The organism is Saccharothrix isguenensis (assembly GCF_052936305.1).
The window spans coordinates 4,521,123-4,537,209 of the sequence record NZ_CP193626.1; the positions used below are offsets into that span (position 1 = coordinate 4,521,123).

Sequence of the window (16,087 nt, forward strand, 5' to 3'; positions counted from 1 at the left end):
AGCGCGAGGTCTACGTGGACCGCACCAGGAAGCAGATCAAGGACGCTCCCGAGTACGACCGGGACGACACGGACCGGGACGGCTACCGCTCAACGCACCGGGATCACCACGGCGAGAGCTTCCGGTCGGCCCCGCCGATGATGTGACCCCTCCGGGCGGTTCCGCGATTCGGTGGACCGGATCGCGGACACCACCGCGTGGCGGCGGCAGCCGGCCAACCGCCGGGTCAGCAGTCCCTTGCCCTCGTCAGCGCCCTCGCGGTTCGCCTCCTGGGCGCGGGGGAAGAAGTCCGCCAACTCGCTGTCGCCCGCGCGCTCCGCGTCGGCGATGTAGGTCTCCGACCGCAGCAACGGTGTCCGCCTCAAGCACCTGGGCGCCGTCGCCGTCAGGCGTCGTCGGGCGGTCAGGCGTCGTCGCAGTCAGGCGTCGGTGTCCCAGGGTCGTCGTCCCGCTTGTCGTCGGGCGATGACGAGTCCGGTTCACCGAGTCCTTCCTGCTGTTCGGTGGCGGGCTTCACCTCTCCCGCACGCACCGCTTCTTCCTCGGGACCGGCTCCGGTGATGTCGTCCATGCCGGTCCGGTACCCGCCTCCCTGGCCGCGAAACTCGGGCGCGACTTGGACCAGCGCGGCGGTGACCTCGGCGCCTGAGGTTGGCGGGAGCCTGCCGACCACCCCGCCCACCCCACCCCGGTCGGCGGGCCGGGCGTCGCCGTGGCTACCGCCTCGGGGGGCACCGGTCTGGTCGACAGCGACGCCCGTGTCGTCACCGGGGCTGTGCGCTCAAGTGCCGGTGATCAGCGGTTGCGGCCGGACAGCGCGTCGCGCAACCGGTCGATCAAACCCGTGCCGGGGTTGAGCAGGAGGTTGGCCGGGGGCCTGTCCGGGGCCGCCGGGTGGGGGCGGGTGGGCGCGACCTTCTTGGCCGCGATCACCTTGCGCCCCAGCTCCTGGAGGTCCTCGGCCGAGCAGCGGGAGGCCAGTTCGGGCAGGAGGTCTTCCTCCTCGTCCTTGATGTGGTGGCGGATCTCGCGCATCAGCTCGATCAGCAGCTCGTCGAAGCGGGGGTCGGTGGGCTCCACGCCCTCCAGTTCCTTCATCACCCGCTCCGCCTCGGCGTGCTCTTCGATCTCGTGATCGGCCACCTCGTCGCCGTTGGGCAGCACCTTGCGCGCGGCCGGGTACATGAACTGCTCCTCGGCCACCGAGTGCCGCACCAGCTCGGTGATCACGTGATCGGCCAACGCCCGCCGGTGCTCGGGCGTGCCCTGGCCAGACTCCAGTTCCCGGAACAGCCGCTCGACCTCGCGGTGGTCCGCGGTGATCACGCGAACCAGGTCCGTGTCGTGCTCGCGCTCAACGGTCACGAAATCCTCCTCGAAACGCCGGGTCATCACCGCCGCTTACCCGAGCCGGACGGGTTCAACCACCTGTCACCCCCGTCGGGCACGGACGGTCGCGTCACTTGTTGCCGGGCTCCTGGGTGCGGCGTTCGACTCGCTGTGCCCATTCGGCCGGACCACTCCTCTTGTCAAGTCCTGGCGGAGTCGGACGCCCACAGCCGGTCGGCCGGGTCGACCACGATGCTCTGCACGAAGATGAACCCGCTCTCGTCGTCATCGGATGACGGCGCGTTCCACGCCCGGTCGGGGAACGGCACCTCGACGCCGTCCGGTGTGCGACGCGCTCACCCCGGTGGGCATCGGGCCGCTGAACTCGTGGACCACTTGCAGCTCGCTCACCCGGGCGCTCTCACCGGACGGGCGGGTACTGGTCCTGCTTGAGCAGCCGCGCCAGGTGCGCGGCGTTGTTCGCCAGCTTCTTGTTGGTCGAGGCCACCGGGTCCGGGGTCCGCTCCAGCTCCAGGTAGTCCTTGGGCGTCATCGCCTCGTTGTTCCAGTACGTGCCGCCGCTGGCGGGGATGGTGAAGCCGACGTCGTTGAGGGCTTGGAAGCAGTCGGCGATGATCTTGTGCGCGCCGTCCTCGTTGCCGACCACCGCCACCACCGCGACCTTGCCGTAGGTCAGCAGCCGTCCCTCGTCGTCGGTCTCCGACAGTTCCGCGTCCAGCCGCTCCATCACCCGCTGGGCCACGCTGGACGGGTGCCCCACCCACGTGGGCGTGGCCAGCACCAGGATGTCGGCGGCCAGAACCCGATCCCGGATCATCGGCCACTCGTCACCCTGGCCCATGTCCTTCTCCACGCCGGGGCGCACGTCGTGGTCCACGACCCGGATGAGGTCGACCGCCACACCGTGGGCGGCGAGTTCGTCCAGCACCTGACGGGCGAGTTTGTCGGTGCTCGACGGCTCGGACGAGGGCTTGAGGGAGCAGGTCAGCGCGAGCGCGGTCAACGTCGTGGGAGCCATGCACGGGGCCTACCCACTCAATTCGGCACCAATCGGCGCGGCGTCCGGGACTCCGTCGAGCACCCGATCGCGGATCACCCGTCCGTGGACTCGTCCGGGCCCTGACGCCGTGGAGTGCAGGGAGGCATCGCCAGTCCGGCTCCGTGGAAAGCCGGCCGCCGGTGGAGTGCCGCCTCGTCGGCGCCCGGCCACGAGGCGAGCCGGCCGAGGCGGATGCCAGCCGCCTCGCACGCACCGCCTCCGGCACGGGAAGCAGGTCGTGGTCTTCCAAGTCATCGAGTGCAGGGCGGCTTTGGGCGCGCGGTCGTGCGGCAGCTCACTGCACAGCCACGTCGTTTCGCACCTCCCCGTCCCTGCACGGTCCACATCACGCGTAGTCACGGCGAAGCGGAAGTGCAGACGACCGACGCCGGGGTACTCAGCGACCATGACGCTCAACCCGATCCAGGTCCAGAAGTACCTCTCCGGTGTCGACTACCCCGCCACCAAGGACGACATCGTCGACACCGCCCGTTCCCAGGGCGCTGACGACGACACCCTCGACGCCCTCCGCAACCTGCCGCGCGACGACTTCAACTCCCCCAACGACATCAGCGAAGCCATCGGCCAGCAGAACTAGAGACCCGGACGGTTCCGGAAATGTGCTGCGGCACGAACGCGACTGCTGCCCATGGCGGCGTCGCGCACCGCCACCCCTGTCGGGCCCGTCGGCCACCAGGTGAGCCGACGGCTGGACTTCGACGCGGCGATGACGCCGACCACCCGGCACAAGTTTTCCTCCACGCCGGCAAGCAGGGACGCGGCGCGATGCCGTCGACGCAGGGCGATGTGTTCGCCTGGTGGGCCGTGATCGCCGTCGCACCGCATCGGGTGATCGCCGGGCCGTGATGACGATCTCGCTTCTGGGTAGACAAGCCCCGACCCCGCACCATCGGCCGGAAGGACAGCCATGATCGCCGACGAGAACCCCGCGAACAGACGCAAGCCCGCCGAGCCGTCCGATCACCTGGTGCTCGAACTGGTCGGCGAGGTCCCTGATCTTGCCGGAGTGCGGAGTTGGACGGGCGACGTCCTGGCCGATCTCACCGAGGACGAGATCGCCGACGCGAAGTTGGTGGTCTCCGAGCTCGTGACCAACGCCTACCAGCACGGACAGCATCCGTTGCACCTGCGGTTGCGACGCACCCGTGCTCTGATCCGCGTGGAAGTGACCGATCTGTCACCGCGATTGCCGGTGGTGGGTCGATCCTCGGTCCGGGTGACGCGCGGTCGCGGGATGGTGCTCGTGGACCGGCTGTGCCGACGCTGGGGAGCCGTGCGCCACGCGGTGGGCAAGACAGTGTGGGCCGTTCTGGCTCGCCGACCTGGGCACACCTCCGCAGTGTCGACCGGTTGACCCAACCTACCGTCGTCAGAGCGGTCACCGCGGTGGGATGGACGGCGGTCCCGCTCGACTGCACGGACCAGTTTGAGAGGTCGAACCGCCCGCGCGCGGCCCGGCCGACGAGCTGGCCGCCGCCGAGCGGGACGAGGTGGTCGCAGAACCCGGCGAGGTCGGCCACGACGTGCGAGGACAGCAGCACGGGTGGCCTTCACATCCCGCAGCGGGTCCAGGTCCGCGAGCGGCTCGTCCAGCACCAGCAGGTCGGCCCGTTCGCCCACCGCCAGGGGCGAGCGCCACCAGGGTGCGCCGGCCGCCGGACAGCCGGTCCACGCGCTGGCCGTGGGCGATGCCGTGCGCGCGTGTCAGTGACTCGTCCCGGGCCCGGCGAGGATTGGTGGCCGCGCCGAAGCGAAGCATGTCCGCCACGCTCCAGCGCCGGTACAGCGGCTTGTCCTTCAGCTGGAGCGGGTTTCCCCGCTGCGGTCGTGGTAGGCGGCGCGGACGTGGCCGGTCAGGGCCTGCCGAACTCGGCGTGCCATGTCTTCCACGCCGTCGATGTCGTACCGGCTGAGCGACGAGTCCATTTCGTCGGTGATGAGGTCGACTTGGACGGCGACGGCCGTTCGCTGGTCCTCGTCGCGGGTGGCGGCGGCGACGTCGCGCAGCATCCGGAGCAAGGCGTTCAGCACGGTGGGTTCGCGGCGGCCGTACCGACGGACCTGACCGCACGCGAGGTCGAGGTAGTAGGTGATGTCGCGGTCCGGCACCACGACCCGCCCCACGGTCTGGTCGTCCTCGTGGAGGGTTCCACCGAGCCGTCGACCGGTGATCTTCACCAACAGGTCGGACATGTGGCCCACGGCGTGGATCGCGGTGACTGGATCGTTGATCCCAGGGGACAGCGCCTTGACCGCGATGTCGGTGAGCTGGCGGAACCCGAACGCCGCGTCCTGCTCCACCGTGCGCTCGTAGTCGAGCACGACGCTCATCCGCACGCCGGCCTCCACGTCCACGAGATCCACGGGTCCGCTCCGGCGGCTCCAGACGGACGCGAGCGGTGCGCCGCGCACCACGTGGTCACCGGGACGTGTTTCGAGTTGGATCAGGACGTCCGCCGTCACGGCGGTACGGATCAGGCCGTTCACGTCGACGAACCTGACGAAGCCACTGGAGTCGGCGTAGACCGGCTCGCCCTCGCCGTCGACGTCCAGCTCCTCTGGCGGTCGGGGGCGTGGGTCACCGTACTCGGGGTAGAACTTCTTGATCGCCCGATCGGTCTCGTCGTGGACGGCGCACATCATCGTGTCGACCCGCAGCACACCCGCGATGTGGGTGATGAAGGTCAGGATGGCGATCAGCACCGCGATGCTCGCGCCGAACGCGATCACCAGCGTCAAGTCCGGAACCGACTCCTCGTGGCCGACGTAGCGCAATGCCGTGATGGCGAACACGAAGGCGCTCACCAGCACGGTCAACACCGCTTTGATCACCCGGTCGCGCTCGAACTCGCGCAGCAGGCGCGGTGAGAACTGCTGGGAGGCCAACTGAAGCGCGACGACGATCAACGTGAACGTCAAGCCGGTGACAGTGATCACCGAGGTGGCGAGCGATTGGAGGAAGGCCGTGGCGGAGTCCAGGCCACCGGGCCACCCGAGCCAGGCGAGTGGGTGCGGCCGGTCCAAGCGCACGGGCACCGACAACAGCGCGCAGAAGAAACCCGCCACACCTCCGCCACCGGGCCACAGCCACAACGGCGTTCGAGAGCGTTCCGCGCTGCGCTGCCTGGCGCTGTTCCTCGCCACAGTGTCAGCTACCCGAAGCAGCGACGCCTACGCCACTAGATCGCACGTGAACCTCGCCCGCACTCCGATCGGGTGATTCTGCCTGGTGATCCGGCTGCCACGAGTAGTTGTCGGGGCTCTTGCCTGACCGGAGCGAGGGGTGACGGATACCGGTTCGGGGAGTACCACGCGCCGTTGATCGCCTCGCAGTCGGCAGACGGTCGTCCGGGCCACGCCGGGCCGAACCTCGCGGAGCCGGCCGCCGGCCTGGGAAAGACGCTCGGGCCCTGAGTCGCCGACTCGTGCAACCTGTGCCACGGTGGAAGAAGCGCCGCCGGGCGGACATCGCGTCAGGTCTCATCGACGCGGTCGCACTCCCGTCGCCCACAGCCGCTACCGGGCACGAGCACGAGCCCCTGGCTGCCTCGTAGCACAAGGATTCGCTCGGTCGCGGAGGAGGCCCCGTGCCCAGGACCCAGGAAGTCGCGCGCCGGAGGAGAACCATTCCCGAGGGGATCAGATGACCACTGTCGACGCACAGCGGGGGTCGACGGAGCCGCGGCCGGCCGCCCCGCCGGTCGACCGCGCGGAACCCGCTCCGGGGGTGCTCGTGCTGAGGGTCGCCGGCGCCGTGCGGACTCCCTTGGCCGAAGCCGCGCAGCGGTGCCTGGGCGAGTCGCCGAGGGTGCTGATCCTCGACCTGTCCCGCGCCACCGGTTTCGACGGCCACGGGGCCGCGCTGGTGGTGGAGGTGCGCGCCCGGGCGCGGGCCCGCGGCGTGCCGGTCGAACTGGTGGTGTCGACCTACGAGGTGGCCAGGGTGCTCCGCTTCACCGACCCGGACGCTCTGCTGGGCGCGTGGCCGGCGCTGGAGCCGGTCCTGACCACGGTGTGCCCGGCCACTGACGCGACTGGCGAACGAAGCAACGACGACATGCGCGGAGGATCTCGATGACGACAGGCTTCAACCCTCTCGAACACCGCGGCATCCCGCTGGACCGCCAGGTCCGGAACTGGCGCGAGCTCGACGTGGACCCGATCGACCCCGACCACAGCGATCCGTACACCCGGTGCCGGATCATCACCATGAACGGCATCGAGGTCGAGGCGTTGCTGTTCAGCCACCAGTTCGCCCGCAACTGTGCGGACATGGAGGTGAAGCGCCAGCTGGCCGAGGTGCGCTACCTGGAGCAGCAGCAGCAGAAGGCGGTCAACTGGCTGCTGCCCGGGGTGTCCTCCGCGCTGGAGACCACGATCGCCTACGAGCAGGTCGCGGTGGACCTCACCGCGTGGGTGGCGCGCATGGAGCCCGACCCGTACCTCAAGCAGGCGTACCAGTTCGGCGTGCTGGAGGACTTCGACCACCTGTACCGCTACGCCAACCTGTACGAGATGATCCAGCGCCGCAAAGCCGAGCGGATCGTCGACGACCTCACCGAGGTCATCCCCGGCAGGCCGACGAAGTACCACCACCGGCACCCGGCCGACAACGTGCGCGAGCCCTACGACCGCAGCACCGCGGCCCCGATCTCCAAGCTGCACGCGCTGACCATCATGTCCGCCGAGCAGCAGACCATGAACTTCTACATGAACGTCGGGCCGGAGTACATGGAGCCGATCGCCCGGCAGCTCTACCAGGAGATCGGTCTCATCGAGGAGGAGCACGTCACCCACTACGAGTCCCTCGTGGACCCGGGTGAGACGTGGTGGGAGCGGCTGGTCAACCACGAGTACAACGAGTGCTACCTCTACTACTCGTTCATGCAGACCGAGTCCGATCGCCGGATCAAGGCGATCTGGGAGCTGCACCTGAACATGGAGCTGGAGCACCTGCACCTCGCGTGCGAGCTCATGCGCGCCCACGACGGCCGCGAACCGGAGGAAGTCCTCGCACCGGAACTTCCCGCGCCCGTGACGTTCGAGCCGAACAAGGAGTACCTGCGCGAGCTGCTCGACACGCAGATCGATCTGACCACCCTGGGCACGGGTTACGTCCAGGAGGCGCACGAGCGGTTCGAAGCCATGCAGGACGCCTTGATGGGCGGCGAGCTGCCACCGAGCGAGCGCGTGATCGACATGCACCGCGAGCAGTTCGGCACCGACTACCGGCACGCCACCGACGGCGAGCACCCCGTGCCCTCGCTGCGGCAGCAGCACACCACCAGCTGACGGAGGCACGATGACCACCACATCAGAGCCGGACACCGAGCGCGACGCCGACGTCGTGGAACTGCTGATCGGCCAGCACATGGAGATCCGCGACCTGTTCGCTGAGGTCCAGTCGTCCACGGGCGAGCAGCGGACCTATGCCTTCGCCCGCCTCGTCCGGTTGCTCGCCGTCCACGAGACCGCCGAGGAGATGGTCGTCCACCCCGCCGCGCGCCGCAGCGTCGACGGCGGTGACGCCATCGTGGAGGACCGGCTCGCCGAAGAGGAACACGCCAAGGAACAGCTGGCCCACCTGGAGTCCATCGGCACCGAGGACCCGGGCTTTCCCGAGGAGCTCGCCCGCCTGCGTGAGGCGGTGTTGCAACACGCCCACCACGAGGAGGCCTACGAGTTCCGCTACCTGCGTCAACAACACGACCCAGAGCAACTGCGCCGCATGGCGACCATGGTCCGGGCGGCCGAACGCGTGGCGCCGACGCACCCGCACCCCAGCACCCAGTCCGCCACCGCAAACCTCGTGGCAGGCCCCGCGGTCGCCCTGTTCGACCGCGTGAAAGACGCCATGCGCTCGGCGCTGTCCGACGAGCGGAAGTAGAGGGACCGGCCACCAAGCCGACGTCCACCCCGTGCCGCCCCAAAAGTCGCCTTTGCCGGCAGGGAAGTGCAGCAGGGAAGTGCAGGCACGGTCCGACAGGATCTGTCGCACGTCCGCGGCGACTGCTCGTGGACCTCGATGGCCGGAGAGCCGGACGCGGTGACATGGACTGCCGCCCAGCGGGTATCCGGCGGGCATGCTGATGCGCTCGCTGGGACAGGGTGTGCTCGCCGGAGCCGCCGGGGTGGTGGCGATGACGATCGCGGAGAAGGTCGAGCAGAGGTTCACCGGCAGACCGAATTCCCACGTGCCGGCCCGGGTGCTGGAGCGGCTGACCGGTCTGCCGGAGCGGCGCTCGCGGGCGCGCAACCTCGGGATGCACTTCGGCCAGGGCGCGTTGTTGGGTGTTGTTCGGGCGCTGATGGCCAATGCCGGGCTGCGGGGTCCGGTCGCCTCGGCGATGTTCGCGGTGGTGCGGTTGACCAACGACCAGATCCTGGAGAACGCCACCGGCGTCGGCGCGCCGCCGCAGACCTGGCCGCGCGGAGAGTTGGCCGTGGATCTGCTGCACAAGAGCGTGTACGCCTTCGCCACCGGAGCGGTTGCCGACGCGCTGGCCGCGCGGAACGGACCTGGTCCCGGTCAACAGCACGCCGCGCTGCGCCCCGGTCGCCACTCCGATGTCGGACCGATCGCCTGAACCGGCCGGTAGAAACACCCGCAGCCGGGCCGCGGTCACGCACCCGCTGTCGGGAGGGCGAGCGCGTGACCGCGGTCGAGGTACGTGACCTCAGTGCCCGGCCGGCGGCGGCGCACCTCGCCGACGAAGTCCGACAGCGGCGACTTCATCACGCCGTAGTCGTCGAAGTGCACGGGGACCGCACGTCGCGGACGCAGCATCTCCAGCAGGTCCACTCCCTGCTCGCCGTCCATGGTGAGCAGCACGCCCAAGACCTTCGTGCCGCCCAGGTGCACCACCGCCAGGTCGATGGCCGGGTAGTGGTCACGGATCTCGCGCAGGTCCTCGTGCACGAGCGTGTCGCCGCTGAGGTAGATCCGGAAGGCCGGCGAAACCGGGGTCGCCCGGTACTCCAGCAGCGTGCCCATGACCGGTGGCAGCACCTTGGCGAGCGCACCGAGGGCATGCCGACCCGGCAGCGAGGTCACCATCAGGGAGGCGCCGTCCTTGACCATCGTCACGTCTTCCCACGTCCGCAGAGCCACCGGCTCGCGGAACCCCCGCCTGCCCAGGCGCCGCGCGGCGTGCGGAGTGGTCAGGATCGGCAGGTCGCGGTCCAGTTCGCGGCTCGCCACCCGGTCGAAGTGGTCGCCGTGCAGGTGGGACAGCACCACGGCGTCCAGCCGCGGCAGCTCGCCGACGTTGATCGCCGGGTCTGCGCGGCGGCGGGAGATCAGGCCCTGCCCGATGTGCGTCCACTGGCCCCGCCGCAGGAAGTTGGGGTCGGTGAGCACGGTGAACGGTCCCAGCCGCAGGACCGTCGTCGCGTTGCCCACGAAGAACAACGAGTCCGACGCACCGGACGTGGTATCGCCGACCATGTCAGGCGGTACCGTCGTCGCGTCGCGGATCGGTCATGGTCTCGCCTCCTCGTTTCGGGGCCATGCAGGAGAGCGGGTACCCGGCGACCGGCCGTCGACTCCTGGAACTCCACGGGTTCCGCCGGCACCGTCGGCGACGATGCCCCTGCTGTGCCGTTGCCCCGATCCGGCACGACCACCCCGGGTTGGCGCGAATGGCCCCCATCGAGACCTGGCACCCGGGTACCCCAGTCCCGTGTGGAGAACGGGCGCGGTGCGAACCGAACGACGTCGCCCGGTTCGCACCGCGCGACCAGACCGCCGTGGGCGCTGTCTGCTCAACGACACCGCGTCGAGCCTGGCCCACCGCTTGCGCGGTCCCGCCGTGCCTACGGCACGGCACCGGCAGGCTACCCACCAGGACCGGCCTGAACACCCGTGCCACCGGTGTCGTCGATCGCGTGCCGAGAGCGGTCGTCGCGACCACTGACGACCTGCCACATTCGCGACCGTCTCGCATTCGGCCGGAGGAGGGAGGACAGTGGTGGACACCACGGTTCCGTCGGTGCCCGTCCTCGTTCCGGAGGGCCGGCCGGTGTCCGAGTGTCGTGCGCGTATCAGCCGACGCCCGAACACCGCTCGCCATGATGGCGGCGGAGCGCAACGGCGGTTTTGAGCACTTGACGAGATGGGACGGTCACATGGCCCAGCAATCGACCAGCCGTTCCCGGAACGGAAACGGGAGGTTCGCCGTAATCACGGAAAGTCACGACCACGACGACTTGGCGCAGCACTTGAGCCAGGTGGCGCTGACGCTGCACCAGCAGACCAGCACGCAGGACACTCTGGACGAGATCGTGCGGGCGGCGGTGGAGACCGTTCCCGGGGCACGCCACGCCGGGCTCATGATGGTCCTCACCAAGCACCGGGTGCGGACCGTGTCGGTGACCAGCGACCTCCCCGGCCAGGTCGACCAGATCCAGTACGACACCGGACAAGGCCCCTGCCTCGATGCCCTCTACCAGGAGAAGGTCGTCAGCATGCCCGATGTCGCCCAGGAGACGCGGTGGCCCGCGTTCGCGGAGCGGGCGGCGCTGCTGGAGGTGTCCTCCATGCTGTCGTTCCAGCTGTTCGTCCAGGACGACGATCTCGGGGCGCTCAACCTCTACTCGCCGGACACCGAGGCGTTCGACGAGGACTCCGCACGCGTCGGGTCGCTGTTCGCGAGCCACGCCGCCGTCGCCCTCGCCGCCTCGCAGGAGCGCGAGCACCTCACCGAGGCGATGCAGACCCGCGACCTGATCGGACAGGCCAAGGGCATCCTGATGGAACGCCACAAACTCACCAGCGACCAGGCGTTCACCCTGCTCGTGCGGGCCAGCCAGCGGGCCAACCTCAAACTGCGCGACCTCGCCGACAAACTCGTGCACACCGGCGAGCTGGCCTCCCGGCCCCGCGGGACCTCCTGACCTGCACGGCGGGCCGTGCGCTCCACGACCGGGCTCGTGGCCTGATCGCGGAGACGCCGTTCAGGCGACGCCGTGGTGCTGGAGCCACAGTTCGAGCACGCCGACCAGCCACAGTTCGTTGCCGCCGACCTTGGTCGGGTGGCCGTTCGGGTCGTCGAGCAGCGCCTTGACGTAGTCGGGGCGCAGGACGCCGCGCTGACGAGCCTCAGCGGAGGACAGGACGGCGCGCACCATGTCCAGGACCGCACCGTCGAGTCGGGTGAGGGCGGGGACGGGGAAGTAGCCCTTGGGGCGGTCGACCACCTCGACGGGCAGCACCTCACGCCCGATGTCCTTGAGGATCGCCTTGCCGCCCTGGCCGGACTTGAACTGCGGCGGACACGCCGCCACCAGTTCCACGAGGTCCTGGTCGAGGAACGGCACCCTGGCCTCGACGCCCCACGCCATCGCCATGTTGTCCACCCGCTTGACCGGGTCGTCAGGCATCAACAGGTGCGTGTCGGTCCGCAGCACGGCGTCCAGCGCCGTGTCCGCACCCGGCCGGTCGAGGTGGGCGGCGAGCAGGTCCCCGCTGGCGTCGCCCTCGGTCAACCAGTCGGGGTGCAGGATGTGTGCGAGGTCGTCGTGGTCGGCGAACGCGTCGTGGAGCACCCGCGCGGCGCCGTGCCGCGGCGCCGCGGCCGCGGGCTGGTGGTAGCGGTAGCCGCCGAAGACCTCGTCGGCGCCCTGGCCGGACTGCACGACCTTGACGTGACGGGCCACCTCCCGGCAGATCAGGTGGAACGCGGTGACGTCGTGGGTGCCCAGTGGCTCGCTCATCGCCGCGACGGCGTGCCTGACCGCGGGTGCGAGTTCGTCGTCGTCGATGCGCAGTTGGTGGTGGTCGGTGCCGAACTTGTGCGCGACGGCGTCGGAGTAGACGAACTCGTCGCCGTCGAGGCCGTCGCGGTCGGTGAAGCCGATGCTGAAAGTGCTGGGTCGATGCCCCTCCTCGGCCAGCAGTGCGACCAGGAGGCTGGAGTCCACTCCCCCGGACAGCAGCACGCCGACCTCGACGTCGGCGACCGTGCGTCGTCGCACCGCGGTGCGCAGGGCGTCGCGCACGGCCGCCTGCCAGTCCTGCGCCGTCCACCCGGCGTGCTCGGGCCGCCGGGTGTAGGTCGGCTGCCAGTAGACGTGGTCACGGGGCTCGCGGCCCGGTTCGAGGACGCGGATGGTGGCGGGAGGCAGCTTGCGCACCCCGCGCAGGATCGTGCGCGGCGCCGGGACGATGGAGTGCCACGACAGGTAGTGGTGCAGGCCGACCGGGTCCAGGCTGGTGTCCACGCCGCCGCCGGCCAGCAGGGCGGGCAGGGTGGAGGCGAAGCGGGTCCGGCCCGGCAGGTCGGCGACGTACAGCGGCTTGATCCCCAGCCGGTCGCGGACCAGCAGCACGCGGTCGCGCCGCTGGTCGACCAGGGCGATGGCGAACATGCCGACGAGGTGCTCGACGAATCGCTCGCCCCAGCGGTCGTAGGCCTTGAGGACGATCTCGGTGTCGCTGGTGGACGTGAAGCGGTACCGGTCGGACAGCTCGGCCCGTAGCTCCTTGTAGTTGTAGATGCACCCGTTGAAGGCGACGGCGAGTTCCAGTTCCGCGTCGACCATCGGTTGGGAACCGGTGTCGGACAGGTCGATGATCGAGAGCCTGCGGTGCCCGAGGGCCACCCGCCCCGCCGACCAGTGGCCCTCGCCGTCCGGTCCGCGTGATCGCATCGCGACTGTCATCCGGGTCACGGCGTCGAGGTCCGGAACGTCGTTCCGGCCGGTCGCGACCTCACCGGCGATTCCGCACATGGTCCACCTCGGGTGACTCGGCCAGCAGGACGGAGCTGCGCTGGGGTGGAATCCGTGTACCCCGATCATGGGCAACCAAGCACCACGGACACGAGCGAGCTGCGGTTCCCGGTTCGGGCGCGGGGTCATACCCACACCGGACGCCGCCGAAACACAGATGTGACGAGCAATGGCTTGACGCGGGCGGCTCGCCGGCTTGGGGTGTACGCCATGCCCTCCCCGTCCGCCGCGCCGCCGGCTCGCGACGAGACCGACCGGTGTCCGGAGCTCGACCTGGACGCGGCCACGATCCCCCGGCTGGCCGACCGGATGGACGCCGGTGCGCTGACCTCCGTCGAGCTGACCCGCGCCTACCTGGACCGCATCGCCGCCGTGGACCGACACGTGCGGTCGGTGCTCTTCGTGAACCCCGAGGCGTCCGACCAGGCAGCCGAGAGCGACCGACGACGCGCCCGCGGCCAGGCGCTCGGACCGATGGACGGCATCCCGGTGCTGATCAAGGACAACATCGACACCCGCGGCCTGGGCAGCACGGCGGGGTCGCGGGCGCTGTGCGTGCCGCCGTCGGACGACGCCGAACTGGTCGGACGCCTGCGCGCGGCGGGGGCCGTCGTGCTGGGCAAGACCAACATGTCGGAGTGGGGGAACTTCCGCTCCGCGTGGTCCACCTCCGGCTGGTCGGGCGTGGGCGGGCAGACCCACAACCCGCACGTGCTGGACCGCAACCCCTGCGGCTCGTCATCGGGCTCGGGAGCGGCGGTCGCGGCGTCGTTGGCGCAGGTCGCGGTCGGCACCGAGACCAACGGCTCGATCGTGTGCCCGTCGAGCCAGGCCGGCGTCGTGGGGTTCAAGCCCACGCACGGCCGGATCAGCGGCGACGGGATCGTGCCGATCTCGACGCGGCAGGACACCGCCGGCCCCGTGGCGCGGCACGTCGTGGACGCCGCGATCCTGATGTCGGTCCTGGAAGGACACGGGGTGGACTACGCCGCCGCGCTCACATCCGACCCGCTGCGCGGTGCGCGCGTGGGCGTGTGGCACAGGGCGGGCCTCGACGCCGAGGCCGACCGGGTCGTCCGGGAGGCAGTGGACGTGCTCGGGCGCCACGGCGCCACCGTGGTCGAGGTCGACCTGCCCTACCAGGGCAGGATCGAGGCCATCGGGCTGCCCGCGCTGGTCGCGGAGTTCAAGCACGACCTGGAGGCGTACCTCGCAACGCGGACGGGAGTGCCGCGGACCGTGCGGGAGCTGATCGAGTTCAACGAGGCGGACCCCGTCGAGCTGAGCAGGTTCGGCCAGGACCTGTTCTTCGAGGCCGCGAAGGCCCCGCCGATCACCGACCCGGCCTACCTCGACCAGCGCCGCACCGCGACAGACCTGGCGCGCCGGTCGATCGACGAGGTGGTCGAGGCGCACCGCCTGGACGTGATCATGGCACCGACCAACGGCCCGGCGTGGCGGACGGACTACGCCGGCGACCCCGCCGGGCTCGGCTCCTCCACGCCCGCGGCCGTCTCGGGCTACCCGAACGTCACCGTCCCGGCGGGCTTCGCCGGTCCGCTGCCGATCGGTGTGTCGTTCATGGCGGGACACGGGGCGGACGTGACGGTCCTGCGGTTCGCGGCGGCGTTCGAACGCGCCGCGCCGGCGCGGCGGGCGCCCACCTACCTGCCCACCCTCCCGTAATCCTCGGAGTCCGCGCGTTGGGCGGTGCCGTCTCGACCGTCACGCGGCGGTTTCCGGGAGCCAGTCGTGGCCGGTGTCACGGGCCAGGAGCGCCACCACGTCCTCGATCCGTCCGCGTCGCCGGAACGCCCGCCGTTGGCGGACGGCGCCGTTGCCGTTCTGGAGGACCTTGGTGGACAGTGCGTTGACCGCCCGCAGGTCCCCGGTGCGGCGCAAGGCCGGTCGGACGTGGCGGATCAGCCGCCGCAGCAGGTGGGCGGCCGGGACGCGGCGGTTGCCGAACAGGTCGATCCCGTCGCCCTCGATGCCGTCGTGAGCGGCCCGCCAGTAGGCCGAGCGCAACGCCTCGGTGGTGACCGGCAACCCTCGATCACCTCCGCGGATCGCCCCGAGGGCGGTGATGACCAGGGCACGCACCAGGGCGGCGAGCAGGACCGACTCCTCGACGGTGGCGGGCACGTCGGAGACCCGCACCTCGACGGTGGGCAGGTGGTCGGAGGGCCGCACGTCCCAGTACACCGTCCCCGGATCCAACACCGCCCCACTGTCCATCATCATGTCCAGCACCGCGTCGTAGTGCCGCGCGGACGTGAAGTACGGCGGCGCGCCGGAACACGGCCACCGGCTGTTGAGCACCGACCGCCAACTCGCGTAGCCGGTGTCGACACCCTGGTGGACCGGCGAGTTCGCGGTCAACGCGAGCAGGACCGGCAACCAGGGCCGCAGGTGGTTGCACACCTGCACCGCGGTCTCCCGATCCGGCACGGCGACGTGCACGTGACAGCCGCACACGCCGTGCTCGGCGGCCAGCAGACCGAACCGGTCCCCGATGCGCCGGTAGCGGTCGGAGTCGCTGAAGGACTGTCCCATCGGTCCGGTCAGGGGCACGCCGACCGCCAGCAGCCGCGCCCCCGCCCGCAGGGCCGCCGCCGAGGCCGTCGACCGCGCGGTCAGCAGGTGCCCGCGCACCTCGCGCAGCGTCCGGCACACCGGCGTGTTGCTCTCCACCTGCACACGGGTCAGCTCGGGCTGCAGGTTCACACCCAACCGCCCGGCCAGGTCGACGACCTCGCCGGCCACCGGAACCGGCAGGCCGCTGCCGGGGTCGACGACCAGGAACTCCTCCTCCACACCCAGGGTCGGCACGTCCGCACCAGGAAGAGGGTCCTCAGCGTTGATCATGGTGTCCTCACCGGTCGTGGTCAGCACGCGAGTGCGCCCGCACACGGGCAACCGCATGGGTGTCGGCACACTGCTTGA

Annotated in this window: 17 protein-coding genes; 8 read left to right on the forward strand and 9 right to left on the reverse strand. The window is 70.4% G+C overall.

Annotated elements, in window-relative coordinates:
• Nucleotides 1-89: 89 nt before the first annotated feature.
• The 5 genes from ACRAKI_RS20300 to ACRAKI_RS20320 all read right to left on the reverse strand — a co-directional run bounded on the left by ACRAKI_RS20300 (nucleotide 90) and on the right by ACRAKI_RS20320 (nucleotide 2,368).
• A complete protein-coding gene (locus tag ACRAKI_RS20300; RefSeq protein WP_447002083.1) occupies nucleotides 90-350 on the reverse strand; it encodes a hypothetical protein in 261 nt (86 codons plus the stop codon).
• 53 nt (nucleotides 351-403) lie between these two features.
• Nucleotides 404-673, reverse strand: coding sequence for a hypothetical protein (locus tag ACRAKI_RS20305; RefSeq protein WP_447002084.1), 270 nt, complete (start codon nucleotides 671-673; stop codon nucleotides 404-406).
• 122 nt (nucleotides 674-795) lie between these two features.
• Nucleotides 796-1,365: a hemerythrin domain-containing protein gene (locus ACRAKI_RS20310; protein ID WP_447002085.1), complete on the reverse strand. Its 570-nt coding sequence runs from the start codon at nucleotides 1,363-1,365 to the stop codon at nucleotides 796-798.
• 164 nt (nucleotides 1,366-1,529) lie between these two features.
• Entirely contained in the window at nucleotides 1,530-1,658 is a 129-nt protein-coding gene (locus ACRAKI_RS20315; protein ID WP_447002086.1) for a hypothetical protein, read from the reverse strand.
• Between the two features lie 92 nt (nucleotides 1,659-1,750).
• Nucleotides 1,751-2,368 carry a flavodoxin family protein gene (locus ACRAKI_RS20320; protein WP_447002087.1) on the reverse strand — a complete coding sequence of 206 codons (618 nt, stop codon included), beginning with the start codon at nucleotides 2,366-2,368 and terminating at the stop codon, nucleotides 1,751-1,753.
• A gap of 427 nt (nucleotides 2,369-2,795) precedes the next feature.
• Here ACRAKI_RS20320 and ACRAKI_RS20325 point away from each other — a divergent pair, with 427 nt between their 5' ends.
• Both ACRAKI_RS20325 and ACRAKI_RS20330 read left to right on the forward strand, forming a co-directional pair.
• Nucleotides 2,796-2,987: a DUF2795 domain-containing protein gene (locus tag ACRAKI_RS20325; RefSeq protein WP_447002088.1), complete on the forward strand. Its 192-nt coding sequence runs from the start codon at nucleotides 2,796-2,798 to the stop codon at nucleotides 2,985-2,987.
• A 390-nt stretch (nucleotides 2,988-3,377) separates the two neighbouring features.
• Nucleotides 3,378-3,764 carry an ATP-binding protein gene (locus ACRAKI_RS20330; RefSeq protein WP_447002089.1) on the forward strand — a complete coding sequence of 129 codons (387 nt, stop codon included), beginning with the start codon at nucleotides 3,378-3,380 and terminating at the stop codon, nucleotides 3,762-3,764.
• Nucleotides 3,765-4,207: 443 nt separating this feature from the next.
• On the opposite strand, the gene ACRAKI_RS20335 is transcribed toward ACRAKI_RS20330, so the two are convergent.
• The gene (locus tag ACRAKI_RS20335; RefSeq protein WP_447002090.1) at nucleotides 4,208-5,554 is read right to left on the reverse strand and encodes a DUF2254 domain-containing protein; all 1,347 of its coding nucleotides are present in this window, start codon (nucleotides 5,552-5,554) and stop codon (nucleotides 4,208-4,210) included.
• Nucleotides 5,555-6,053: 499 nt separating this feature from the next.
• Between ACRAKI_RS20335 and ACRAKI_RS20340 the strand changes: the two genes are divergently transcribed.
• From ACRAKI_RS20340 to ACRAKI_RS20355, 4 genes are all read left to right on the forward strand, one after another.
• Nucleotides 6,054-6,488 (forward strand): STAS domain-containing protein, encoded by a 435-nt coding sequence (locus ACRAKI_RS20340; RefSeq protein WP_447002091.1) that lies wholly within the window; start codon nucleotides 6,054-6,056, stop codon nucleotides 6,486-6,488.
• Nucleotides 6,485-7,702 (forward strand): hypothetical protein, encoded by a 1,218-nt coding sequence (locus tag ACRAKI_RS20345; RefSeq protein WP_447002092.1) that lies wholly within the window; start codon nucleotides 6,485-6,487, stop codon nucleotides 7,700-7,702. The genes ACRAKI_RS20340 and ACRAKI_RS20345 overlap by 4 nt, the downstream gene beginning before the upstream one ends.
• A gap of 10 nt (nucleotides 7,703-7,712) precedes the next feature.
• Complete coding sequence (locus ACRAKI_RS20350) at nucleotides 7,713-8,297, forward strand: hemerythrin domain-containing protein (RefSeq protein WP_447002093.1); 585 nt, start codon at nucleotides 7,713-7,715, stop codon at nucleotides 8,295-8,297.
• Nucleotides 8,298-8,493: 196 nt separating this feature from the next.
• A complete protein-coding gene (locus ACRAKI_RS20355; protein ID WP_447002094.1) occupies nucleotides 8,494-8,997 on the forward strand; it encodes a hypothetical protein in 504 nt (167 codons plus the stop codon).
• Nucleotides 8,998-9,032: 35 nt separating this feature from the next.
• Here ACRAKI_RS20355 and ACRAKI_RS20360 read toward each other — a convergent pair whose 3' ends face one another.
• Nucleotides 9,033-9,857, reverse strand: coding sequence for an MBL fold metallo-hydrolase (locus tag ACRAKI_RS20360; protein ID WP_447002095.1), 825 nt, complete (start codon nucleotides 9,855-9,857; stop codon nucleotides 9,033-9,035).
• A gap of 761 nt (nucleotides 9,858-10,618) precedes the next feature.
• On the opposite strand from ACRAKI_RS20360, the gene ACRAKI_RS20365 reads away from it, so the two are divergent.
• Nucleotides 10,619-11,305: a GAF and ANTAR domain-containing protein gene (locus ACRAKI_RS20365; protein ID WP_447002096.1), complete on the forward strand. Its 687-nt coding sequence runs from the start codon at nucleotides 10,619-10,621 to the stop codon at nucleotides 11,303-11,305.
• A 60-nt stretch (nucleotides 11,306-11,365) separates the two neighbouring features.
• Here ACRAKI_RS20365 and ACRAKI_RS20370 read toward each other — a convergent pair whose 3' ends face one another.
• The gene (locus ACRAKI_RS20370; protein ID WP_447002097.1) at nucleotides 11,366-13,141 is read right to left on the reverse strand and encodes an N-acetylglutaminylglutamine amidotransferase; all 1,776 of its coding nucleotides are present in this window, start codon (nucleotides 13,139-13,141) and stop codon (nucleotides 11,366-11,368) included.
• Nucleotides 13,142-13,351: 210 nt separating this feature from the next.
• On the opposite strand from ACRAKI_RS20370, the gene ACRAKI_RS20375 reads away from it, so the two are divergent.
• The gene (locus ACRAKI_RS20375) at nucleotides 13,352-14,827 is read left to right on the forward strand and encodes an amidase family protein (RefSeq protein ID WP_447002098.1); all 1,476 of its coding nucleotides are present in this window, start codon (nucleotides 13,352-13,354) and stop codon (nucleotides 14,825-14,827) included.
• A 39-nt stretch (nucleotides 14,828-14,866) separates the two neighbouring features.
• On the opposite strand, the gene ACRAKI_RS20380 is transcribed toward ACRAKI_RS20375, so the two are convergent.
• The gene (locus ACRAKI_RS20380; RefSeq protein WP_447002099.1) at nucleotides 14,867-16,009 is read right to left on the reverse strand and encodes a carboxylate-amine ligase; all 1,143 of its coding nucleotides are present in this window, start codon (nucleotides 16,007-16,009) and stop codon (nucleotides 14,867-14,869) included.
• Between the last annotated feature and the right edge of the window lie 78 nt (nucleotides 16,010-16,087).

Bases quoted from the DNA above. Each gene is read 5' to 3' on its own strand.
- ACRAKI_RS20350 (WP_447002093.1), top strand. From the start codon at position 7,713: ATGACCACCACATCAGAGCCGGACACCGAGCGCGACGCCGACGTCGTG.
- ACRAKI_RS20375 (WP_447002098.1), top strand. From the start codon at position 13,352: ATGCCCTCCCCGTCCGCCGCGCCGCCGGCTCGCGACGAGACCGACCGG.
- ACRAKI_RS20340 (WP_447002091.1), top strand. From the start codon at position 6,054: ATGACCACTGTCGACGCACAGCGGGGGTCGACGGAGCCGCGGCCGGCC.
- ACRAKI_RS20320 (WP_447002087.1), bottom strand. From the start codon at position 2,368: ATGGCTCCCACGACGTTGACCGCGCTCGCGCTGACCTGCTCCCTCAAG.
- ACRAKI_RS20345 (WP_447002092.1), top strand. From the start codon at position 6,485: ATGACGACAGGCTTCAACCCTCTCGAACACCGCGGCATCCCGCTGGAC.
- ACRAKI_RS20355 (WP_447002094.1), top strand. From the start codon at position 8,494: ATGCTGATGCGCTCGCTGGGACAGGGTGTGCTCGCCGGAGCCGCCGGG.
- ACRAKI_RS20380 (WP_447002099.1), bottom strand. From the start codon at position 16,009: ATGATCAACGCTGAGGACCCTCTTCCTGGTGCGGACGTGCCGACCCTG.
- ACRAKI_RS20370 (WP_447002097.1), bottom strand. From the start codon at position 13,141: ATGTGCGGAATCGCCGGTGAGGTCGCGACCGGCCGGAACGACGTTCCG.
- ACRAKI_RS20360 (WP_447002095.1), bottom strand. From the start codon at position 9,857: ATGGTCGGCGATACCACGTCCGGTGCGTCGGACTCGTTGTTCTTCGTG.
- ACRAKI_RS20325 (WP_447002088.1), top strand. From the start codon at position 2,796: ATGACGCTCAACCCGATCCAGGTCCAGAAGTACCTCTCCGGTGTCGAC.